We start from the raw sequence: 22,531 nt of genomic DNA, 5'->3' as shown, positions 1-22,531 counted from the left end.
CGAGTACGCTCACCAACACCTGCGAATACAGACAAACCTGAGTGTGCCTTAGCGATGTTGTTGATCAATTCCATCATGTTTACAGTTTTACCAACACCAGCACCACCGAACAGACCTACTTTACCACCCTTAGCGAATGGGCAAACCAAGTCGATTACTTGATACCAGTTTCTAGCAAATCTGTAGAGTTTGCTTGCTCGTCAAATGCTGGCGCTTTGCGGTGAATAGAAGCAACTTCTTTTTCACCGATAGGGCCACATTCGTCGATAGGGCGACCAAGAACGTCCATGATACGACCTAAAGTTTCGATACCCACAGGTACAGAAATAGGACCGTTCGTGTTTGTTACTTGAAGCCCACGCTTCAGACCTTCTGTCGAGCCCATCGCAATAGTACGAACTACGCCATCGCCCAGCTGTTGCTGAACTTCGAGGGTGGTTTCTGTACCATCAACAGTAAGGGCGTCGTAGACCTTAGGTACCACATCACGCGGAAATTCCACGTCGATTACGGCACCGATGATCTGTACGATACATCCGCTCATATTCGGTTCCTCTTAATCTAAAAACCTTCGTTACTGGGCTTATACAGCCGCAGCACCGCTGACGATTTCTGAAATTTCCTGGGTAATAGCTGCCTGGCGAGCTTTGTTATACAACAACTGCAGCTCTTTGATCATGTCACCGGCGTTATCGGTGGCATTCTTCATTGCCAACATACGTGCAGCCTGCTCACAGGCATTATTCTCAACTACACCCTGGTACACCTGAGATTCTACGTAGCGTACTAACAGACCTTCTAAGATCTCCTTAGCATCTGGCTCGTAGATGTAATCCCAATGATGCTTCAGTGCGTCATCTTTTTCTGCCTTAAGGGGCAATAACTGCACCGCTTGAGGCGATTGGGTCATCGTATTCACAAAACGGTTATGCATGATGTACAGGCGATCGATTCGACCACTGTCGAATGCCTCCAACATCACTTTAACCGCTCCGATCAGGCTGGCCAGTTCTGGAGCATCACCAAGGTGAGACTTAGAAGCGACCACGTTGCCACCAAAGTTAGCGAAGAACAAATTAGCCTTAGAACCGATTGAACAATAATCGACTTCTACGCCTTTGCTTTTCCAATCTTTAGCATTCTGTGCCAATTGCTTAAACAAGTTGTTGTTTAAGCCACCACACAGGCCACGGTCGGAAGACACCACGATATAACCAACTCGCTTGATTTCGCGGTCTTGCAGATAACGGTGACGATATTCAGACGTCGCATTCGCCAAATGGCCAACCACGTTACGGATTTTATCCGCATATGGACGGCTTTGTTCCATGCGCATCTGAGCACGACGCATCTTACTTACAGCAACTTTTTCCATTGCTGAGGTAATTTTCTGCGTGCTCTTCACACTCGAAATCTGACCTTTAATTTCTTTACCGACTGCCATACTTAAGCTGCCTTCTCATTGAGTGAATCCTGCTGACGGCTTATCACCGCCAGCGTTGGACTTACCAGGTCTGAGTGTTCTTGAATGCTTCAATACACTCTTTTAGACCAGCCGCGATCTCGTCATTGTAATTGCCTTTTTCGCCAATGCTCGCCATCAGTGAAGCGTATTCACTGTTAGCAAAGCTCAGCAGGGCAGCTTCAAATGCAAGAATCTTAGCCACTTCAACGTCGTTCAGGTAGCCTTCGTTGACAGCAAAAATCACCAAGCCCATTTCAGCAGCTGACATTGGTGCGTATTGACCTTGCTTCATCAGCTCGGTAACAGCGCGACCATGTTCTAACTGCTTACGGGTAGCTTCGTCTAAGTCAGATGCGAACTGAGCGAAAGCCGCCAATTCACGATACTGAGCTAGAGCCATACGGATACCACCGCCAAGCTTCTTGATGATCTTAGTCTGAGCAGCACCACCTACACGAGATACCGAAATACCCGCGTTCATTGCTGGGCGAATACCCGCGTTGAATAGGTTGGTTTCTAAGAAGATCTGACCGTCAGTAATGGAGATCACGTTAGTCGGTACGAAAGCCGATACGTCACCACCTTGGGTTTCAATGATAGGTAGAGCGGTCAAAGAACCGGTTTTACCTTTCACTTCACCATTAGTCATTTGCTCTACGTAGTTAGGGTTTACGCGACATGCGCGCTCTAACAAACGTGAGTGCAAATAGAATACGTCACCTGGGTATGCTTCACGACCTGGAGGACGCTTCAACAATAGGGAAATCTGACGATATGCCCATGCTTGTTTAGTCAAATCATCATAGATGATCAGAGCGTCTTCACCGCGGTCTAGGAAGTATTCACCCATCGCACAACCAGAATACGGAGCCAAGAACTGCATTGCTGCAGGATCGGCCGCGCCAGCTGCGACGATGATGGTGTGATCCATCGCGCCGTGTTCTTCAAGCTTACGTACCACGTTGGCGATAGAAGATTGCTTCTGGCCAATGGCTACGTAAATACATTTAATACCAGTGCCTTTCTGGTTGATGATGGCATCGATCGCCATCGCAGTTTTACCAGTCTGACGGTCACCAATGATCAACTCGCGCTGACCACGGCCTACCGGCACCATGGAATCCACTGCTTTATAACCAGTTGGTAATGGTTGATCAACGGATTGACGTGCAATTACGCCGGGCGCTACGCGCTCAACAGGTGCAGTCAATGTCGTTTCAATCGGACCTTTACCGTCGATTGGGTTACCCAGAGTGTCGACAACGCGACCCAATAGAGCTTCGCCAACCGGCACTTCAAGAATGCGGCCAGTACATTTGGCAGTTTGACCTTCGGCCAAACCTTTGTAATCACCTAAAATCACTGAACCTACTGAGTCACGCTCAAGGTTCATTGCTAGGCCGTATACGCCGCCTTCAAATTCAATCATCTCACCGTACATAGCGTCGGCAAGACCATGGATACGAACGATACCGTCGGATACTGATACGACGGTGCCCTCATTCTGGGCCTGTGAAGTCACATCGAGATTTTCGATGCGTTTTTTGATGACTTCACTGATCTCGGATGGATTCAGTTGCTGCATGCATCGTCCCTCAAACTAGGATTTCATCGCTTCGGCTAATTTGGACAGCTTGCCCTTTACGGAGCCATCAATTACCAAGTCCCCGGCACGTATTATGGCGCCACCAACGAGAGTCTCGTCGATTTCACTTGTCATACGTACATCACACTGCAGTCTCGCCTTAAGCGACTGCGTCAGCTTTTCCGCCTGCTCGCTCGTCAGTTCGAACGCCGATGTGACGACTACGTCTACGGTGTTCTGTAACTGAGCTTTCATCTCTTCATAAAGAGCGGCGATTTCAGGCAATAAAGCCAAACGCTTGTTCTCAGAAAGGACTGCTACCAGGTTTTTGGCTGCTTCATTCAGCTTGTCGCCACATACGTCAATAAGCGCTTGTGCTTGCTGTTTTGACGATAGAGAAGGGTGCCCAGTTACCTTCAGCATACCTGCATCAGCAGATACCGCAGACAACAATGCAAGGTCCTCAGACCATACATCTAGAGCTTTCTTCTCACTTGCTTCAGCAAACACCGCTTTGGCGTATGGCCGAGCGAGAGTTGTTAATTCAGCCATGTAAACCTCGCTTAAAGCTCGTCAGCTAATTTATTCAACAGCTCATTTTGAGCTGAAGCGTCGACTGACTTGCCAAGAATTTTCGCTGCGCCAGCTACTGCTAGCTCAGAGACCTGCTTGCGCAGAACTTCTTTAGCGCGATTCACTTCTTGCTCAACTTCAGCTTGAGCAGCAGCTACCAAACGATCGCCTTCGCTACGAGCCGCTTCTTTGGCTTCGTCGACGATTTGGCTAGCACGTTTGTTAGCTAATTCGATGATTTCAGCTGCTTTTTGTTTGCTTTCTCGGATTTGGGCAACGGCGTTTTCTTGAGCCAGTTCCAAGTCGCGTGCAGCGCGGTTTGCTGCGTCTAGACCATCGGCAATTTTCTTTTCGCGTTCCTGCATCGCATTGAGCAGGTGAGGCCACACAAACTTCATGCAAAAAAGCACGAAGATCGCGAAAGTAATGATCTGGCCGATCAGAGTCGCGTTTATGTTCACGCCAGAGCCCTCATGTTCGTTGATTAAGGAAGTTCGTTGTTACCAAAGAACCCTTAGGCAGCAAACATCAGGTACAAGCCCAGACCAACACCGATCATTGGAACTGCGTCCAATAGACCTGCGATCAAGAACATTTTACCTTGTAACATTGGACCTAGTTCAGGTTGACGAGCAGTGCCTTCAAGCAGACGACCACCCAACAGACCAAAACCGATTGCAGTACCTAGGGCACCAAGACCGATCATCAGAGCTGCAGCCAGGAATACCAGACCTTGTTCCATAATTATCTCCAAATAGAAGTTAAGTTAGTTAAAGTTAAGGGTTAAAAATTAGTGATCTTCGTGCGCCATGCTCAAATACACGATGGTTAACATCATGAAAATGAACGCTTGCAGTGTGATCACTAGAATATGGAATACCGCCCAAGCCCATTGCAGGACACCACCAAGTAATGCCATGCCAACGCCAGCGGAGAACATCAATGCGATCAAGATGAAGATCATCTCACCTGCATACATGTTACCGAATAGACGAAGCGCTAAAGAGATAGGCTTGGCCAGCAACGCAATTGATTCCAAGAAGAAGTTCACAGGAATGAATAGCGCTTGAACGATAGGGTTTTTCGCATTGAATGGATGCAGGGTCAACTCACCCACGAAACCACCAATACCTTTGATCTTGATCGAATAAAAAATCATCAAAGCGAATACAAACAGCGACATCCCCAACGTCACGTTCACGTCAGTAGAAGGCACAACCTTCATATAATGCACACCGAAGGCACCGAAAATAGAAGGCAATATGTCAACTGGGATCAAATCCATGAAGTTCATCATGAAAACCCAGGTAAATACGGTCAGAGAAAGAGGAGCTACGACTTTGTTTGCGCCGTGAAAGCCCTCTTTAACAGTGTTGTCGATAAACTCAACAACCATTTCGATAAAGTTCTGAAAACCAGTCGGAACACCAGAGGTGGCGTTACGCGCTGCGCGCCAGAACAAAAACATAATCAGAGCGCCCAAACCAAAAGACCAGCCCAGTGAATCAACGTGAACCGCATTGAAACCCATTGCAGCAGCTTCTTCGCCGCCATGAGCCATAGTCCAAGTTGAACTGGTTAGTTCAGTGGTCGTGCCATCTTCGTTATGACGAACGTAGCCTGCTGGCAATTTGCCGTAGGTTAAGTTAGTCAAATGGTGCGAGATATACTCTTGGGAGTTACCAGCCATTGTTCACTCTCAATTCAAAGGTTTATAAATTGGCGATCTTTGCTGAAGCTACGTGCCCCAGCTGCACTGTTATGAAGCCTGCAAACAGTGCCAGAACATTCAAAGGCTCGACCCGTTGAAAAATTACCGCAAAACTCAACGCTGTCAGCACAAACTTCCAGGATTCACCCTGGTAAAACGACTGTACAACTTGCACAGTGGATCTTGCTCCGCTGTAGCGGAATGCTCGCCATACGAAGTACGCATTGGGCAGGGCACATGTTAACCCTCCTAATAGCGCCGAGTAGGCAGCGACATCGCTATACAACCAAGCCAACGAAGCAGAAAGAACGGTCAGAATCAGTTGTAACAACACAATTCTATAAACCGGTGGACGCGGTATCGATGACAACCTGTGCTCCACCTTTTAGTCAGATTTCTGCAACACCCAAGTTCAAGGCGCGGTGATTATATTGGCAAGGCCTGTCGGCTTCAACCGCTGTGGAGCTTTATCATGCAATAAATGCGTATTTGTGGAAAAAAGGCAGGAATAAAGCCTGAATACCGCGCATTCGCTCGGTATTTCCGATGCTTAGAGAAGAATTTTTGGATGTTTCGGCAAAGTAATGAAGTGTTCTTTAAGGACGCGGACTAATCGTAACCATTGGAGGAGCGACAGGAGGGGTTGGGGCTACTGCCGGAGCAGGGGTATTATTCAGCTCTCGCGGTGTCGACGCCTGATCTAATTGATTACGCTCCATCGTGGCAGCGGTTGTCGGCTCTTTGTTGTCATCAATCACTACTTCGGTATGGCTATCCAAGCGTATTTCAGTCAGCTCGTCGTCAGGCACTAACGGCATGAAACGTTTATCAGCGAAAACGGTAGCGCTTAGCGCTGAGGCTATAAACAGGAAGAGTAAAGAACGCATAACTTCTGCCTCGTAAATTACTGAGCTATAAGTTTGGATCATTCGGTAGCGCAATGCGCGACTTAATAACCTTAATGATAGTCAGGAATGCGTAAGATGGAGGCTAAACGAGTCAAATATGAAAAAAGAGGGCAACAGCTTCATGCAAAGGCATGAAACTATCGAGCGGGCGAAAAAAGAAAGGCTTACTTAATGTGCTCAAGAATGCCGTCGAGTTCATCCAAATTGGTATAGCTAATCACCAACTTACCTTTGCCCTTAGCGGTATGCTGAATGGCGACCTTTGCCCCCAATCGATCCCCTAACATACGTTCTAAACGCTGCACATCAGGGTTTGGTTTTTCAATTGATTTGTTCTCACTGCCGGCACCTGATTGAATGTGACGAACCAAAGCTTCAGTCTGGCGCACCGTTAAAGCACGACTAACGACTTGAATACCGGCATCGCTTTGCGCTTGACCATCAAGACCAAGTAACGCACGGGCATGACCCATTTCGATATCGCCATGTTCAAGTAAACGTTTAACGTCTTCATTCAGATTCATCAAACGCAATAGGTTCGCCACGGTCGCACGGTTTTTACCTACGGCTTCCGCTACTTCCATTTGCGTCAGCTCAAATTCGTGCTGCAACCGATGCAGCGCCATAGCCTCTTCCATCGGATTGAGGTTTTCGCGCTGAATGTTCTCAATGAGAGCCATCGCAATGGCGGCAGAATCAGGCACGTCACGAACCAATGCCGGCACACGATCCATACCGGCTAACTGGCAAGCACGCCAGCGACGCTCACCCGCAATGATCTCAAAACGATCATCTTGGCCGGGTAATGGACGTACAACAATCGGTTGCATCAACCCCTGGGCGCGGATAGAAGCGGCCAATTCTTCTAGCGCTTCTGGCTGAATATCGTGACGTGGCTGATAACGGCCGGGCTGCACAAATTCGATGGGTAAATGACGCAACTCACCTTCTGGTAGCTTTACCGGCTGGCTTTCTTCGCCTTCGGCCAACGGCTCAGTCGGAACCGCTGCAGCGCGCGAACTGGCCAAAAGGGCATCGAGGCCGCGCCCTAAGCCGCGTTTACGTTTTGTCGTCGTCATGCGTATTACCTAATCCTTTCTTTGCCGCTCAAACGGAGGCGGCAGCTGTCTTCTGTGCCGCATTAGTGCGGCGATTCATTTCTCCGGCCAAGGCCAAATATGCCATCGCGCCACGAGAGGTTTTATCGTATTTCAATGCTGGCAAACCAAAGCTTGGCGCTTCAGCCAAACGGACATTACGCGGTATGACTGTACTGTAAACTCGATCGCCAAAATGCTCGGTCAATTGGTTCGATACATCAACCGTAAGGCTATTACGCGGGTCATACATAGTGCGCACTAAGCCTTCAATTTGCAGAGCGGTATTCGGCCCAGATTGAATTGACTCAATCGTTTGCATCAAGGCGCTCAAACCTTCCAATGCGTAATATTCACACTGCATTGGAATTAACACGCTATGCGCAGCAACAAGCGCGTTTACGGTTAACATGTTGAGTGACGGCGGACAGTCGATCAGGATGTAATCGTAATCAGGACGAACTTCAGCCAAAGCTTCGCGTAAGCGCTGCTCTCGACGCGGCAACTCCATCAGTTCGACTTCAGCTGCGGTAAGGTCGCCATTAGAAGGTAAAACATCAAAGCCACCTTCTTCGCTGTGTTGCATAGCTTCAGCGGTGCGACAGCGACCTGTTAAAACGTCATATAACGAACGCTCTAAGTCATGCTTATCGACGCCGCTCCCCATAGTGGCGTTACCTTGAGGATCAAGATCGATCAACAGCACTCGGCGCTTGGTCGCAACCAAAGACGCAGCCAAGTTTACAGCCGTGGTGGTTTTACCCACTCCGCCTTTCTGATTCGCGATAGCAATAATTTTACTCACAGATCAGCTTTCCTTTTACTTGGCTGGACATTGTTAAGTGGACCGTTAAACACTGGAGTCAGGAATCAAACGCAAAATATGGCGCTCGCCCTCTACTCCGGGAACTTGTAATTCAAAACTCTCGGTTACTGCAAATTCACTGCGCAAATCGTCGATTTCTTGCTGTGGATATTGGCCTTTCATCGCCAGAAAGTGCCCATGCTCGGCCCGTAAATGCTTACACCAAAAGGTCATATCCGCTAGTGATGCAAATGCGCGGCTGACAATAATATCGAAAGGCTCCGAGGGATGATATGCCTCTACTCGATCGTTCACTATGGTGACATTCTTTAAATCTAAATGTGTCACCGCTTGAAACAAAAATCGCGTCTTTTTGCCGTTACTGTCTAGCAAGGTAAAGGCGATATCGGGATTCATGATGGCCAAAATAATGCCCGGCAAACCAGGACCAGTGCCCACATCAATAACGCGCTTAGCGCCCAACACATAAGGGTTGACCGCAAGACTATCGAGTAAATGTAAGTTCACCATATCCTTGGGATCGCGAATCGCCGTCAGGTTATAAGCCTTGTTCCACTTTTGTAGCAGCGCTAAATATTCTTGCAGTGCGTACAATTGCTCTTCACTGAGAGCGATACCCATAGCGTCAGCGCCTTGGGTGATATTCGTGGCATAGGATTTAGTCGATGTGCTCATGGGATCTATCGTTTGGTTGTCGAGCGGCGCAGTTTATCACAAATCGCCACTAGCACCGCTCCTCGGTTCGCTGCACAGAACAGTCTTAACCAAAGCCATATCGTGATCTAGCAAACGTCACCCTCTATACTGCACGCACTTTTTACTAAGACACCATTATGAATCTAATGACTGCGCCCAAATCTGCCCTAGTTCCATTACTCGCAGCTGCTATTGCCTTAGTCGTGGTGCACGGCTTTGGGCGCTTTATTTATACACCGCTGATTCCACTGTTTGTGCAGGATGGCATTCTGACCTTGGCCCAAGCCGCGCAGCTTGCCACTTGGAATTACGTCGGCTATTTAACTGGCGCCATGCTGGCCTTATTCTGCTATCAACGCGGGCTAGGCAAGATGGCGCTGACTCTGGCGCTTATTGGCAATGCCGTTATTACCTTTGGCCAAATATTTTCCGCTCAATATGAATCACTAGCCCTGCTGCGCTTGCTCAATGGCATCTCCAATGGCGTGGTGTTCGTATTAGCACCCGCGTTAGTGCTGGAGTGGCTCGTCGCCAACAATAAGGCACACCTTAGCGGCTTAATGTATTTAGGCGTTGGCGTTGGTTTGCTCAGCAGCAATGCTATTGTCGATGCCACCGAAATTTGGCTTACGGGTAATCAACGCTGGTTCCCTGCGGCGCTTATTTCAATGCCATTGGCATTGTGGAGTGCGTGGTATTTATCACATTTATCAAAAGGTACGCCGGCGCAAAGCCGCGACGACAATACCCCACTTTGGGATCGGGCCAGCACGCCGCTATTTCTCGCCTATACGGGGGCAGGCCTCGGCTATATTTTGCCCATGACGTTTTTACCCGCTGTCGCCCATGATTGGAATTTACAGCTCAACCCAAGTGCTTGGCTCCTTGTTGCCATCGCCTCAATACCATCCACCATTATTTGGAATTCACTCGGCACTCGCCTTGGCGATCGTAATGCGTTAATCATCAATTATGCCGTGCAAGCCGTCGCCGTCGCTGCGATTCTCGTCATACCTGAAGCAGTACTGGGTTTATGGATATGCGCCATATTCATGGGCGGTAGCTTCCTTGGTGCAGTATTCCTGACCCAACGCCTCGCAAGAACACTGCACCCGCATCAAGGACCGCGATTAAGCGCAGCCTTGATCGCACTCTATGGTGTCGCGCAATTAGTCGGACCAATTTTGGCCGAAGTGGGCATTAATATGGGCGCGACACTGGCGGCAACCTTTATTTGGGGCTTAGGCGCCTGTATCTGGGGAATGGTGTTAATGTTTTGGGTGCCAACCAAGCGGACACACTAGTCCGCACTCTATTTCTTAAACGGTATCCTTATATAAATCAGCCTTTAAGCTTCGTTTAAGTAAGCGCCCGTTATTCTGCAAACCTACAGCAGAATTACTGGAGCGCACATTGTGAACAATCCCATAGCAAACAATCCAACCGTTAAAGTTTGGGACCCTTTGGTCCGTATCTTTCACTGGTCGCTGGTTTTCTTTTTCTTTCTCGCGTATTTCACCGAAGACGATTTAGAAACCATTCACACCTGGTCTGGCTATACCGTGGCAGCTCTGATCGGCTTCCGCATTGTTTGGGGGCTAATCGGCACTCATCATGCGCGGTTCAGCGATTTCGTTGCGTCGCCAAGTACCATTTGGCGCTATGTCGTTGCCATCCCCGCAGGCAAAGCAAAACGCTACATCGGTCATAACCCTGCCGGTGGCGCTATGGTCATCGCCCTGATTCTGTCCTTAGCAGGCACAACCATCTTTGGCATGGCGCTATACGGAGCCGATGAACAAGCAGGGCCATTAGCAGGCACTTGGATCGCAACGTTCGACGAACACACGCTAAAAGAAATCCATGAATTCTTCGCCAACTTCACCCTAGCCTTGGTCGGCTTACACGTTGCCGGTGTGATTTTCAGTAGCTTTCATCATCGCGAAAACTTGCCCCGCTCTATGGTTACGGGCCGCAAAGAGTCTCGCTCCGATGATGTTGATACTTCGCACTAAGCCCATGACTCATAAGGGAAACATGATGAAACCGTTAATTCACATCGCAGCACTCGTCGGGCTAATGATTAGCCCACTAGCAAGTCATCACGTACTAGCGGATGCGACAACGCAATTGCAAACACTCGCGGCAACGGGTGCAGGCCCCTTCAGCGCCATTGCCGGAGAAGCGTTTTGGAATCAATCCTTCTCCAATGGTGGCGAACAGCGCAGTTGTACCACCTGCCACGGCAAAGACCCTGCGCAATCGGGCAAGCACCAAAAAACAGGCCGAAGCATTGCTCCTATGGCGGTGAGTGCGAACCCAGAACGCTTCACCGATCGCGCCAAAACCGAAAAGTGGTTCTTACGCAACTGCAAATGGACGCTAGGGCGAGAATGCACGGCCCAAGAAAAAGGCGATGTCATCACTTGGCTAAATCAGTATTAATCGAGAGAGAATCATGAAACCAATACTCAACACACTGCGCTATACCACTGGCATCTTGATGCTCGGCGGTGCTTTAACCCTAGGGCTGTATGGACTCAGTTCCATCAATAATCTGTCGTTTGCGGATGAAGACGATGATGACCACGAGCGCAGTAATCGCTACAGCGAAACAAGCGAGAAACGTTATAACCAAGAGGGCAGTTACAAAAAGGAGGGAAGCAGTAAAAATATAGAACCGACGCCAACGCCAGGCACGACGACTGCTGATGCTGCGGCTTATAAAGCGGAATGCGGCAGCTGCCACATTGCCTATCCAGCACACTTCCTCCCAGCTCGTAGTTGGCACGCCATTATGACAACACTGGATGATCACTATGGCGACGATGCCACGGTTAGTGATACAGCTCAGGCAAATATTTTGGCGTATCTCAGCGCTCACAGCGCGAGTAACCATAGCCGTATGATGGCCAGTATTCGCGACAGTGTAACTCCCATGCGCATTACAGAACTGCCATACTACAAGCGCAAACACCGCGAAGTGCCAGAGCGTTTAGTACAAGGTAACCCAGAAGTCAGATCGTTCAGTCAGTGTGATAGCTGCCACAAAAACGCCGCAAAAGGAAAATTCGATGAAGATAACGTGGTTATTCCTGGCTATGGCCGTTGGGACGATTAATCCCGCATTTGCAGAAAAGCACCCGAACGCGGCACAGGTCAGGGCATGGGTAGAGCAGGGTGAGATACTATCACTTGAATCTATTCTGCAACTTACCCCGCTCGGTGGCGAACTGCTGGATGCCGAAGTCGAATGGGAAGAAGGCATGCTAACGTACGAGTTAAAGTGGCTGGATGCACAAGGACAAAGGCACGAAGCTTATGTCGATGCGCGTACCGGAGAAGTTATTAAAGATGAGTCCGAGCACCATTGAGGTTAGCAAAATTGAGGTCGGCAAAACGTGAAGCTCCTGCTAATTGAAGATGACACACAACTGACCGATTCCTTGCAGCCCATACTGCGCCAAGCCGGCTATGCCGTCGAGATTGCTCACGACGGCATCGAAGGTGAATTTCTTGGTAATGAGCTACAGCCTGATCTCATCGTGTTGGACCTAGGCTTGCCAAATCGAGGTGGTTTAGAAGTACTCGCTAACTGGCGAGCGTCAGGAAATAAAACGCCGGTGCTAATTTTAACCGCCCGCGACTCTTGGCATGAACGAGTGCAAGGGCTAAAAGCCGGTGCCGATGATTACCTCGGCAAACCCTTTCACAGCCAAGAATTACTGGCACGCTTAGAGGCCATTAGTCGTCGCCAAGTGGGGCAAGCCAGCAATCAAATCAGCTGGCGCGGAGTCAGTTTAGATTCCGAACGCCAGCACGCAACCACCACCGACGGCCGCGTTATCGAACTCACGGGGATTGAATTTCGCTTGCTGCGCTACCTGATGCAGCATCCCAATGACGTGCACTCGAAAACCCGCCTAAGCGAACATGTTTACGAAGAAGACCAGTTAAAAGACAGCAACGTGATGGAGGTCTACATTAATCGGTTGCGCCAGTACTTTGGAAAAGATTTTATCGAAACCCGACGCGGCCAAGGCTATCAGCTAGCACCTGAGTTAACGCCATGATTTCGTTACAGCAGCAGCTAAGACGCCAATGGTTGATCACTATTTTGCTCATCATGCTGCCGCTGCTCTTGCTAGCCGATTTCGGCGTGCGTCAGCTCGTCACCGATACCGTCATGAGCCGCTTACAGCATGATGCCGACAGTCTTATCGCGGCATTAAGCCAAAATGAGAATGGACAATGGCAACTCGACGACAGCCATCTCGGTACCTTGTATCAACGCGTGTATTCCGGCCACTATTTTGCCATTCGCGATGAGCACGGCACGGATTTGCGTAGCCGCTCGCTCTGGGACAAACAAGCGCCCGTTATTCCCCTCACTTTTGGTGAGCAACAAAAGTGGCAACAACTTGGTATTCAAGGCGATCAGCTCGCCGAACAATGGCTCAACTGGGCCAAAGGTGTGAGGGTACAAAATCACGATTTCACTGTCTGGGTAGCCGAAGATATCACCCCGCTCAAAAGCGAGCTTAACCGCTATCGCCTTACCGCCATCGCTCTACTGGCAATTGCCTTAGTGACTTTAATGCTGATTCAACGTTATCAGTTAAGCCGAGCCTTTGCGCGTCTGGAGCCATTGAAACAGCAACTACGCGAGCTGCGCTTTGGTGAAAGAGATGACTTAAACGCCGCTTCTGGATTGTACCCACAGGAGGTACAACCACTGGCCGAAGAAATCGACCGTTTGCTCAGCTTGCTGCAGCAACGCGTGGGTCGTTCGCGTAATGCCTTGGGTAATCTCGCCCACGAAATGAAGCGACCACTGCAACAACTGCAACTGCTGGCCGAACAACTGGATTCTTCACATCAAATCGAGCAACGCGACGCACTATCACGCCTAAGTCGATTAGTAGAGCGCGAGCTAAAACGTGCGCGTATTGTTGGTATGTCATCCCCCGGACGCCAGCTCAAACTGGCCGAAGATCTACCACCACTGCTGCAAATACTTGGGCAACTGTATCCACAGGCGCGTATACATGCGGCCTACGACCAAGATGCCGTGCTACCGCAAGATCATGACGACCTACTCGAACTACTCGGCAATTTACTCGACAACGCCTGCAAATACGCCGGTGGAGAGATTCAGCTCAGTATCGAAGCGTATCAACACCAAGACCAGGACGACCAAGCAGGTTGGCGAATACAGGTACGCGACCAAGGGCCGGGCATTGAACCGAATCAATGTAAGCACTTACTACAGCGCGGAATCCGTCTGGACGAGCACAGCGCTCAAGGCGATGGGCTTGGTTTAGCCATCGTCAGCGATATCGTCGACAGTTATCACGGCAACCTTGAGCTTGCTGCAAACCGGCCGCATGGGCTTAGCGTTGTTGTGACATTACCCACCGCAACCGGTCGCTGATCGCTGTCGGTTAAAAATACCCCTCACGCTTTTTCTTTTCCATAGAGCCCGCTTGGTCAGCATCTAATAGCCGCCCCTGACGCTCACTGGTGCGCGCGGTCAGCATTTCAGCGACAATGCCTTCAAGCGTTGTCGCACGACTTTCCACTGCGCCGGTTTGTGGATAACAACCCAAGGTGCGGAAGCGAATCCAGCGCATCTGCAAAGATTCCAGCTCCTTAGCCGATAAATATGGACGCATGCGTTCATCATCAAGGGCTAGAATTTGGCCGCTACCGTCGTCCACCCAACTGAGGCGCTCAGCGGCAAAATAGAGCGGTACAATGTCGATCTTCTCCTTGAGGATATACAACCAGATATCCAGCTCAGTCCAGTTCGACAGCGGGAATACGCGCACCGACTCGCCTTTTTTGATCTTACTGTTGTAGATCGACCAAAGCTCCGGGCGCTGTGCTTTAGGGTCCCAAATATGGTTTTCACTGCGTACAGAAAATACCCGCTCTTTGGCGCGAGACTTTTCTTCATCGCGCCGTGCGCCGCCCAACGCCGCATCAAAACCGTAATGGTCCACCGCCTGCTTTAATGCCATCGTTTTCATTTGATCGTTGTACTTAACCGACCCAGATTCAATCGGATGAACGCCCTCCGCTAACGCCGCCTCATTTATATGAACATGCACCTGCAAATCTTGCTCTGCCGCTAGTCGATCACGGAAGCGTGCCATTTCAGCAAACTCCCAAGTGGTATCAATATGCAGTAAAGGAAACGGCACTCGACCGGGATAAAATGCCTTACGCGCCAGATGCAGCATCACGGTAGAATCTTTACCGATGGAGTAGAACATACAGGGGTTATCAAACGCGGCTGCGACCTCACGAATAATGTGAATGGCTTCTGCTTCAAGCCACTGCAAATGCGTCATGCGTCTCTCAATAACATCAAGCATTCCGAACCTCCTGCCAGCCGCTGGCTGTGTATTGTTTGCTGACACCCTCATCGGTCAGATGGAAAATATAAAGCCACTGGTTATCGACCAACTGCCGGACGTTGTCATGCTTACTAATAATGCTAGCGATGGCGTCTTGCGGGGCCTGAATATAAACACTCAAGCGCAAGGGGTCGTGCACCCACTGCTGCCCATCGTGCAGTGACTGTTGAGAAAGGCCAATGCGCAAGTCACCACCGTTACCTTCGAACACTCCAAGATTGCCACCCACGACGTTGTGCAACACCTTGTTGCCACTACCGAATTTCAGTGGATCGGTAACCGATGCGTTGTATTGCATATTGATCCAATGGGTAACGATCATAGGCGCGGTCATAATCTGTTCCAGTACACCGAAGCCTTCATCGTCGTTACTGTCATAGTCATGCAAAAATGCACGGCCATTAAAGTTCAAACCACGCGTGCGCTGGCGCGGCGCCACAACAAAGGCACTGTTGCCGGCGAGCCCCCATTCAGGCCGAACTTCCGACCAATCGAGCGCGCGACGTTGGATGGCCGCATCCAGTTTTTCTGGTTGATTAAAGAAGGCTTCATCGGCCAAACCTAAACCAACAGCACGCTCGCGCTGCGCTAACACAGTCGAATCCTTGAACCATTGCGTAGCCAACTCGGATACTTCGCCAAAACATTGGATATGATCCGTTGTAGTATTGTGCAACGCAGCGATAAAACGAGTACTTGTCGGAATAACCCAGCCACGGTCAGCCAATGCGGCGCGCACACCTTGGTTGTTCAACAGCTGTGCTAGAACCTGAACATTCACCGCTCCGGTCTGGCCCCCACAAGCACCGCAATCCAACCCTGCGGCATGAGGATTGTTGGTGGTGTGACTCCCATGACCAACGAGCAACACCTCGGAAGCGAACCGTTTGATGCTCATGGCTTTCAGAATGCCTTCGACCAAATCCGTTTTTTCCACCAGAGTTAAGCTGGGCTCGCCCTTCCACAAAGTCCACTCTCCAGTCACCGGCATATCATTCACCGGATGCGCCTCCGCACTCAGACCAAAGGTTTTACGCAGCAATTTCGCGACATAACTCAAGCCCGCGGCTTCAACCATGCTAAATGACGTCACTGCCCCACGGCTAAAGTCAGACCACGCCGCATTGCTCTCTTGCTGCGCTCGACGGCTTAACTCCAAGGCTTGCGCTGTGGATCCTCCCTCGCTTACCCGTAAACCGGGCGCTAGTAATCCCGGTAGCTGAGGTCGTTTCAGATCAGTCCCTACGGGGGTATAGGCTAATGGGATGCCAAAAAAACCGGCAAAACCGAATGTCTGAATCTTGCTACTCTGCGCTTCGAATGCTCGACGCATGACCTCGGAGCGCACATCGATACAAAACACCGCCTGCAATTTAGGTTGTGGCGATGCCATCAGCGGTTTTTGCAGGAGTATCTGCTGTTCCTCGCGCTGGCGCGCCAGTTCTGCCGCCCGCTGCCATATCCACAAGGGTTTCTGTAACTGCTGCTGTGATTCGATCAGCGAATCAATTTGTGGAAGCTGGCCATACCACTGCTGTTGCAATAGTTGCGCTGCCTGGTGATGCCGCCATTGCCAGTGACGCCAAAGCGCTAATTCCCAGCCCAACCGGATAGCAATGAGCTGCGGCAACGCATCGTCGCTACCTCCATCCAAACGAGCTTGCCAACGCTCATAAGCTAACCAAGACGCCCAACCATTGATGTCGAGTAGCAACGCATGGGTATAGGCTTCGATCTGCGCGGGTGTTGAAAAACCGAGTTCCTCCAAAGCAATCAAAATCAACGCTTGAGGGTCATCTGGCAACTCGCGAAATGCCTTCGTCAAACCCGGCTCCCCCATCAGAATGGCAATACCTTGATCCACGCGGATCTGCCTTACCCAGCTTAGGTATAAAGAGTCCTGTAATTGATGACCTGGCTGCTGACAAAAGGCCGCACAGAACTGGCTAATTTGATGAGTAATTTCATCACGCCAAGCCATCTTGTGCTGGCTATCGCGGGTACTATCGAGCCAGTCGGATACGTTGTGCCAATGCGCTTGCTTATTCGAGTGATTCAACGCCCGCAATAAAGCATTGATATCTTCAGGCGCGTTAGCCTCAGCCGCAGCACACAACAAATCTACCTCACGAATCTGGCTGCGCTGCCATAAACGCGCATAGTACTCTGCTGGCATCAGACAACGGATACGGCCCAGCGCTTCAAGCCGAGCGGCTACGGCAGGGAATGGCTGATCGCGCATCTCCCAAAGAGGATTCACTGCAATCAACTGATCCAGCGGCCATGTTGGCGCTATACGCTGTCCCGCTGCGCTTACCGCTGCCAAACGCGCTGTATATTCTGTAGAAACCGTCTGTGCTTTCATAACAATTGCTCCGTGCGACCCTTAGCCGCCAGTAGTGGTTGTGCTAATTGTTCGGAATTTTGCGTTGGCGCCATTTTAGGATTGGCACGCACAGGTAAACGTGTAGGCCACAAGCGCAAGGTGATGCGGGTAAACCATTCATCCAAATAGAAGCCAGCGAACAAGGCGACCGATAGCCGCTGCATCGGTAACCAATGCGAACGCCAACGCAGCAGCCACCAAAGTACAAATAAGGCTAAGAACAACCCAGACGCCCACCAATCTGCAGCACTGAAAAGTTCGGGTCGCAAAACAGCCGTTAAATTGCCCGCCAACGGCTGCATGAAGACTTTAAGCAGGCTATAAGCCAGTGCTAATAAAACGGCCAGAATGAGCGACCGCAACCAAACAGCGGAAAAGATCGATCCCTGACCGCTCTGTGCCAGAAATGCCGTCAACGCCAGTGCCAAGAGTAACCAGCTGCTGAGTAACTGCGAGACAGGATGTAAATAGGCCGAAAACCAAGCAGCGCCAGCGACGACGGTCATTGCCGGTACCACCACCACAAACCACTGGCGCACGCTTGGTGGTGGTGATGTGAGTAACGATTGCTGAATATGTTGCTGCACGGCCGAGCCGGAACTGAGAAATGCCCAAGCCTTATAGGCCGAATGAGCGAGTAGATGCAGTAACGCTAGCTCAACCAAACCCAGTGCACACTCAAGTAACATCAGTCCCATTTGCGCACTCGTCGACCAAGCTAGCCGTACTTTGACACTGATACGGGTGGTCATGATCAAGGCCGCTAGTACTGTGGTTAAACCTGCAACGACCAGCACTAACCATTGCGCCGCAGCCACCTGTAAAAACAGTGGAGCAAAAAGAATCAATAAGAAACCACCCAAGTTGATCACACCAGCATGTAGCAGAGCAGACACTGGGGTAGGCGCTTCAACAACTTGAATCAACCAGCCGTGAACGGGTAATTGGGCACACTTAATAAGAGCTGTTAGCGCAATCAGTACAGCGGCAATCTGTTCGCTCAAACTGAGTTGAGCCGGAGCCTGATAGGCGGCCAAAATCGTATCGATATGGGCACTGCCATGCTGTTGCCAGAGCAAGTAGAAGGCGGTCAATAACGAAGCTTCAGCCAATCGCGCAAGAAGAAATTTCTTGTGCGCCGCCAGCGCTGCTCGCGGGCGGTCGGGGTAAAACATCAATAACTGATGTAAGGCTAGGCTAATGGCAATCCAACCCAGCACGAACAGTAGAAGATGATTACTGATAAATACCAGCGCAACCGCCGCGAGTGTGAGCAACAACCAGCGCAGATAGCGGCCAAAACCCGGCTCGGCTGCAAGATAGCGGTATGAGAACTTAACCACGACCAATGCCATTACACTTAACAGCACCAGCAAGGTTAGCCGCAGAGGAGAGTCACTGAACCAGTGCAGATCCGCGTCAGGAAGCATAAAGGATGAGGCAACAGCGGTGAGCGTGAATACGGCAACGAGTTGCACCGCACGCCAAGCAAAACGCCAACGCTGGTGATCGTTTAAAGCAAAGCGCCGGGTCTGCAAACCGGCAGGCATGGCAGCCAATATCAGTGTTAGCGGGATCGCCGCCAACACCGTGGCCATCAGCAGAGAGGAAATACTCATGGTACGCAACCTCTGGTTATGGGATTAGGTGTGCGTTCAGTATCTCCGTGCTGGTCATTGCAAGTAAAATAGATATAAACTAATAGATCATTCACTTTTAGAGAACGATTGAGTGAGCCGCCTAAATTATCATCATCTTCATTACTTCTGGCGCGTCGCCACCCTAGGCAACCTGACGGAAGCCGCGCGCCAGCTGCATGTGTCGCAGTCAGCTCTGTCGGCACAAATCCGCGCGTTAGAAGAGAGCATGGAGACGAAATTGTTTGAGCGCAGCGGACGCCGACTGGTTCTGACGGCCACAGGCCAGCGAGTGCTAGGCTATGCCAACGACATTTTTAGCCGCGGTGAAGAACTCGAATCATTACTGCGCCATGGCGTAGAACCGGAATATCAGCAACTGCGTATTGGTGTGTTATCTACTATGTCGCGTAACTTCATCGAGGGATTTATAGCGCCGTTAATCAATCAACCTAAGGTTCGCTTTAGTCTGCATGCGCGCGGCATGGCCAATTTATTGAATGGCTTGGCGAATCATCAATTTGATCTGATTCTCACCAACAGCAACGTCACTGCTGATGATCAAGATACGCTATGGCAAAGCCAATTATTGGCTCGCCAACCACTCGCCGTGGTTGGGCCTAAAGGGCAAAAGCCGACGACTAGCTTTCCGGAAGGTTTTGCGGGAAAGCGCTGGGTACTACCGACCACGCGAACGGAATTACGTACCGCTTTCGATGGCTTCTGTAGCCGCTGGAATTACGAACCTGATGTACAAGCAGAAGCCGATGACATGGCAATGTTGCGTCTGCTGGCACGAGACACTGGCGCATTGACGGTACTGCCGCCAGTGGTGGTAAAAGATGAAATAGCCCGAGGCACATTACAAGAATTTATGACCCTGCCAAATGTGTACGAAAGCTTTTACGCGGTAACCGTTAAGCGCCAATTTATATCGCCAATAGTCACTGAATTACTCGCGCAGCATAGTGGCTAACAATTGATTTTTCTCGGAATTAACAGCCGCGCGTCACCACAAACTCATCGTCACCTAGGTTCTTTTGCGTAAACGTCAGCTGATAATTCACCTGATGCAAAATATCCGCGCTCGAACGCCGTAACTGCATGCGCGCCAATAACTCAGTGAAAAGTAAATCTTCGACATAAGCCGCGTTGGTTTTCACCCCAGCCACAACCGCGTCATCCATTTGCTGAAGAAGACTATTCACAATCTGCTGTTCACCACTCATGACATTGCCCTAACACAACGAATTAGCTTCCATTGTGCAACAGACAAAAAAAACGGGCTTGATTCGCATCAAGCCCGCTGGGTGTTGTTCGTGCCTATCTAGCGGCAAAAACGATTAAAATCTCGCGTAACGAGCTTAAATCATCCCTTACGATAAATCCGCTGTAGGCCAAGCTCTAAACCAAACAACTTAAACACTTGATTTAAAGAATTGACCGTCGGGTTGCCTTCGTCCATTTCAATGGCTGCCAAAGTGCGGCGTGATACGCCACATAATTCCGCAAATTCATGCTGATTTAAACGCGCAATATGTTTGCGTAAAATACGGGTAGCACCACCCAACGTTAACTGGCCCGACGCGATAGATTGCTCGACCAAAACCAACAACTCAGCTCGCGACATTTGCGCTAGGTCTTTATCTGCTGGCGTGCTCATGGCAACAAGCCCCATGCTTTAAGACGCTGTTCTGTTCCCGCTAAATTTAGGCTGTGTACTTTGCTGTTAAGCACTTCTTCTGGAACGCCACATTCATCAGCAAGGCGCTTTAATGGGGCCAATTTTTTGGCGAAATCGCAAAGACCCTCCCATAAAGTGTCGCTATTAACTTTGGTTGCCGCACTGGCTTCCGCACAGATCCCACGCCAATTATATGTACCCCCCAGTTCATTCTCATTACTCCAACGACTGGTGCGGGTAATGCCAGAATCATCTAAAACCATCGGTGCTAAATCGTAAATAGGCGCTAATGCCAAGCCTCCATCCCTGCGAATAATTGAGGTATTACGACCATGGTTATCGCTATTACCTAACACAATGTTAAGAAGATCACGGCGTAAATACTCTATGGCCATTTCTTCGACGCCATCTTCTTGGCCGGCATCTCGCCAATCATCCGCGAGCTGTTTTAAATAAACGCGATGCGGCACGGTTGCGCCCGGCTCCGAGTTACCAACCAGCGAGTAGAGTGACTCGATGGCACAACGAGTTATTCCGCCCGAATTTTTCAGCCTGTCAAAGCGAGGCAACCAAAGGCTAGGAGTAGTGATGCGCTTTTCTTCATTGGCGCCAAAGTAATCCACCTTTTCTGAATCAGTTTGATTAGTTGAATAACAAGTATGACCGACAACATTTAACCCAAGTCGTTTAGCCATTCGATAATAGGCCGCCTCAGTTTCTAGTACTAAAATATCCGATGCTAAAGGGCGACCTTGGCTAGAACTTTGACGCGGAAATTTAACCAGAAAAAACTCGGATGCATCGCCATCAGACAGGGATGCTTCAGGATAAAACAGGCCATCTTGCCCGCGAATAAGCTGAAACTTAGGCGCGTCACCGCCTGCACCCGATGCACCACCGACGGCAGCACCATTTTCACGGGCGTAATCTAGAAAACGAATATCGCGCGAAAGGACATCCGCCATCGAAAATCCCACAGGAATTATATCGCTATCTGAGCAACTCTCTTTCACTCGCATATTACCGATAGGCGAACGCGATCCCAGCCGCAATAAATGCAGATCCTGCTGAGCGCTATCAGTAAGATTTTCTCGCTGTAGCCAGTAACGTCGACCTGCGCCCATCGGCATAACATCGAATAAGAAGGCAGGCCACACATCACATTCATGCGAAAAGAAATCGATGGGGTAACGCATGCTAACGCGAGCCGCTAAACGACTTTGGTTTTTTGCCACGTAAGAAGCGCTGTATTCCAACCTCACACGTCCATGGCGGCCTTTTTCAGGCTCGTAGAACGAAAGTTCACAGGCATCCTGCCACTGGCCATCGAGATAAGTCTGAAGTGTTAAGGTTTCCATCGGCTCACTCGATAATGCATTTTAATGCACTATTATTACTCTCAAGTCGAAATAAGTGCAATAAAAAGCACTAAATCCTCAAAATATTGAATTTCAGTGTAATTTATTGCACTTTTAGTAACAGCATTCTTAATACAAGAGCACATAAGCTAGGAATAAAAAAACGGGCTTGATTCGCATCAA

Annotated in this window: 25 protein-coding genes and 1 pseudogene; 8 read left to right on the top strand and 18 right to left on the bottom strand. The window is 49.9% G+C overall.

Annotation, left to right across the window (positions count from 1 at the left end; all coding sequences use genetic code 11):
- The 12 genes and pseudogenes from UXZ23_RS05035 to rsmG all read right to left on the bottom strand — a co-directional run.
- Positions 1-544 (bottom strand): annotated as a pseudogene (locus tag UXZ23_RS05035) (F0F1 ATP synthase subunit beta); the annotation flags it as partial.
- Positions 545-583: 39 nt separating this feature from the next.
- Positions 584-1,444 carry a F0F1 ATP synthase subunit gamma gene (atpG, locus tag UXZ23_RS05030; RefSeq protein WP_320819540.1) on the bottom strand — a complete coding sequence of 287 codons (861 nt, stop codon included), beginning with the start codon at positions 1,442-1,444 and terminating at the stop codon, positions 584-586.
- Between the two features lie 61 nt (positions 1,445-1,505).
- Complete coding sequence (gene atpA / locus UXZ23_RS05025) at positions 1,506-3,050, bottom strand: F0F1 ATP synthase subunit alpha (protein WP_320819539.1); 1,545 nt, start codon at positions 3,048-3,050, stop codon at positions 1,506-1,508.
- Positions 3,051-3,065: 15 nt separating this feature from the next.
- On the bottom strand, positions 3,066-3,602 hold the full coding sequence (locus UXZ23_RS05020; RefSeq protein WP_320819538.1) for a F0F1 ATP synthase subunit delta: 537 nt from the start codon (positions 3,600-3,602) through the stop codon (positions 3,066-3,068).
- Between the two features lie 11 nt (positions 3,603-3,613).
- The gene (locus tag UXZ23_RS05015; RefSeq protein ID WP_320819537.1) at positions 3,614-4,084 is read right to left on the bottom strand and encodes a F0F1 ATP synthase subunit B; all 471 of its coding nucleotides are present in this window, start codon (positions 4,082-4,084) and stop codon (positions 3,614-3,616) included.
- A gap of 53 nt (positions 4,085-4,137) precedes the next feature.
- The gene (atpE, locus tag UXZ23_RS05010) at positions 4,138-4,365 is read right to left on the bottom strand and encodes a F0F1 ATP synthase subunit C (RefSeq protein ID WP_015488783.1); all 228 of its coding nucleotides are present in this window, start codon (positions 4,363-4,365) and stop codon (positions 4,138-4,140) included.
- 48 nt (positions 4,366-4,413) lie between these two features.
- Positions 4,414-5,313, bottom strand: coding sequence for a F0F1 ATP synthase subunit A (atpB, locus tag UXZ23_RS05005; RefSeq protein WP_320819536.1), 900 nt, complete (start codon positions 5,311-5,313; stop codon positions 4,414-4,416).
- A gap of 22 nt (positions 5,314-5,335) precedes the next feature.
- On the bottom strand, positions 5,336-5,668 hold the full coding sequence (locus UXZ23_RS05000; protein ID WP_025266607.1) for an ATP synthase subunit I: 333 nt from the start codon (positions 5,666-5,668) through the stop codon (positions 5,336-5,338).
- 262 nt (positions 5,669-5,930) lie between these two features.
- Positions 5,931-6,221, bottom strand: a complete 291-nt coding sequence (locus UXZ23_RS04995) for a hypothetical protein (RefSeq protein ID WP_320819535.1) — start codon at positions 6,219-6,221, stop codon at positions 5,931-5,933.
- Positions 6,222-6,406: 185 nt separating this feature from the next.
- The gene (locus UXZ23_RS04990; protein ID WP_320819534.1) at positions 6,407-7,321 is read right to left on the bottom strand and encodes a ParB/RepB/Spo0J family partition protein; all 915 of its coding nucleotides are present in this window, start codon (positions 7,319-7,321) and stop codon (positions 6,407-6,409) included.
- Positions 7,322-7,349: 28 nt separating this feature from the next.
- Complete coding sequence (locus tag UXZ23_RS04985) at positions 7,350-8,144, bottom strand: ParA family protein (protein WP_320819533.1); 795 nt, start codon at positions 8,142-8,144, stop codon at positions 7,350-7,352.
- A 45-nt stretch (positions 8,145-8,189) separates the two neighbouring features.
- Positions 8,190-8,840 (bottom strand): 16S rRNA (guanine(527)-N(7))-methyltransferase RsmG, encoded by a 651-nt coding sequence (rsmG, locus tag UXZ23_RS04980; protein WP_320819532.1) that lies wholly within the window; start codon positions 8,838-8,840, stop codon positions 8,190-8,192.
- A 158-nt stretch (positions 8,841-8,998) separates the two neighbouring features.
- Here rsmG and UXZ23_RS04975 point away from each other — a divergent pair, with 158 nt between their 5' ends.
- The 7 genes from UXZ23_RS04975 to UXZ23_RS04945 all read left to right on the top strand — a co-directional run bounded on the left by UXZ23_RS04975 (position 8,999) and on the right by UXZ23_RS04945 (position 14,295).
- The gene (locus UXZ23_RS04975) at positions 8,999-10,165 is read left to right on the top strand and encodes a YbfB/YjiJ family MFS transporter (protein WP_320819531.1); all 1,167 of its coding nucleotides are present in this window, start codon (positions 8,999-9,001) and stop codon (positions 10,163-10,165) included.
- A 111-nt stretch (positions 10,166-10,276) separates the two neighbouring features.
- Positions 10,277-10,876, top strand: coding sequence for a cytochrome b/b6 domain-containing protein (locus UXZ23_RS04970; protein WP_320819530.1), 600 nt, complete (start codon positions 10,277-10,279; stop codon positions 10,874-10,876).
- 22 nt (positions 10,877-10,898) lie between these two features.
- Positions 10,899-11,306 carry a DUF1924 domain-containing protein gene (locus UXZ23_RS04965; protein WP_320819529.1) on the top strand — a complete coding sequence of 136 codons (408 nt, stop codon included), beginning with the start codon at positions 10,899-10,901 and terminating at the stop codon, positions 11,304-11,306.
- A 13-nt stretch (positions 11,307-11,319) separates the two neighbouring features.
- Positions 11,320-11,982, top strand: a complete 663-nt coding sequence (locus UXZ23_RS04960; protein ID WP_015488793.1) for a diheme cytochrome c — start codon at positions 11,320-11,322, stop codon at positions 11,980-11,982.
- Positions 11,936-12,235, top strand: a complete 300-nt coding sequence (locus tag UXZ23_RS04955; RefSeq protein WP_320819528.1) for a PepSY domain-containing protein — start codon at positions 11,936-11,938, stop codon at positions 12,233-12,235. The genes UXZ23_RS04960 and UXZ23_RS04955 overlap by 47 nt, the downstream gene beginning before the upstream one ends.
- 27 nt (positions 12,236-12,262) lie before the next feature.
- Positions 12,263-12,934, top strand: coding sequence for a response regulator transcription factor (locus UXZ23_RS04950; protein WP_320819527.1), 672 nt, complete (start codon positions 12,263-12,265; stop codon positions 12,932-12,934).
- Positions 12,931-14,295 (top strand): HAMP domain-containing sensor histidine kinase, encoded by a 1,365-nt coding sequence (locus tag UXZ23_RS04945; protein WP_320819526.1) that lies wholly within the window; start codon positions 12,931-12,933, stop codon positions 14,293-14,295. The genes UXZ23_RS04950 and UXZ23_RS04945 overlap by 4 nt, the downstream gene beginning before the upstream one ends.
- Positions 14,296-14,305: 10 nt before the next feature.
- On the opposite strand, the gene cysD is transcribed toward UXZ23_RS04945, so the two are convergent.
- From cysD to UXZ23_RS04930, 3 genes are read right to left on the bottom strand one after another with little or no spacing between them, the layout of a single operon-like run.
- Positions 14,306-15,229 carry a sulfate adenylyltransferase subunit CysD gene (gene cysD, locus UXZ23_RS04940; protein ID WP_414491458.1) on the bottom strand — a complete coding sequence of 308 codons (924 nt, stop codon included), beginning with the start codon at positions 15,227-15,229 and terminating at the stop codon, positions 14,306-14,308.
- A 4-nt stretch (positions 15,230-15,233) separates the two neighbouring features.
- A complete protein-coding gene (locus UXZ23_RS04935; RefSeq protein ID WP_320819524.1) occupies positions 15,234-17,648 on the bottom strand; it encodes a DUF2309 domain-containing protein in 2,415 nt (804 codons plus the stop codon).
- The gene (locus UXZ23_RS04930; protein ID WP_320819523.1) at positions 17,645-19,288 is read right to left on the bottom strand and encodes an NADH-quinone oxidoreductase subunit L; all 1,644 of its coding nucleotides are present in this window, start codon (positions 19,286-19,288) and stop codon (positions 17,645-17,647) included. Before UXZ23_RS04930 ends, UXZ23_RS04935 begins: the two co-directional genes overlap by 4 nt.
- 112 nt (positions 19,289-19,400) lie before the next feature.
- On the opposite strand from UXZ23_RS04930, the gene UXZ23_RS04925 reads away from it, so the two are divergent.
- The gene (locus UXZ23_RS04925; protein ID WP_320819522.1) at positions 19,401-20,282 is read left to right on the top strand and encodes a LysR family transcriptional regulator; all 882 of its coding nucleotides are present in this window, start codon (positions 19,401-19,403) and stop codon (positions 20,280-20,282) included.
- Positions 20,283-20,301: 19 nt separating this feature from the next.
- On the opposite strand, the gene UXZ23_RS04920 is transcribed toward UXZ23_RS04925, so the two are convergent.
- From UXZ23_RS04920 to UXZ23_RS04910, 3 genes are all read right to left on the bottom strand, one after another.
- Positions 20,302-20,535, bottom strand: coding sequence for a hypothetical protein (locus tag UXZ23_RS04920; RefSeq protein ID WP_320819521.1), 234 nt, complete (start codon positions 20,533-20,535; stop codon positions 20,302-20,304).
- A gap of 140 nt (positions 20,536-20,675) precedes the next feature.
- Positions 20,676-20,969, bottom strand: coding sequence for a helix-turn-helix domain-containing protein (locus UXZ23_RS04915; protein ID WP_320819520.1), 294 nt, complete (start codon positions 20,967-20,969; stop codon positions 20,676-20,678).
- Entirely contained in the window at positions 20,966-22,348 is a 1,383-nt protein-coding gene (locus UXZ23_RS04910) for a type II toxin-antitoxin system HipA family toxin (protein WP_320819519.1), read from the bottom strand. Before UXZ23_RS04910 ends, UXZ23_RS04915 begins: the two co-directional genes overlap by 4 nt.
- Positions 22,349-22,531: the final 183 nt, after the last annotated feature.

This window comes from Thalassolituus sp., assembly GCF_034111725.1.
Taxonomy (GTDB): Bacteria; Pseudomonadota; Gammaproteobacteria; order Pseudomonadales; family Oceanobacteraceae; genus Thalassolituus.
The sequence above is the reverse complement of the archived record's forward strand: the minus strand, read 5'-3'. Positions and strand labels throughout refer to the sequence as shown.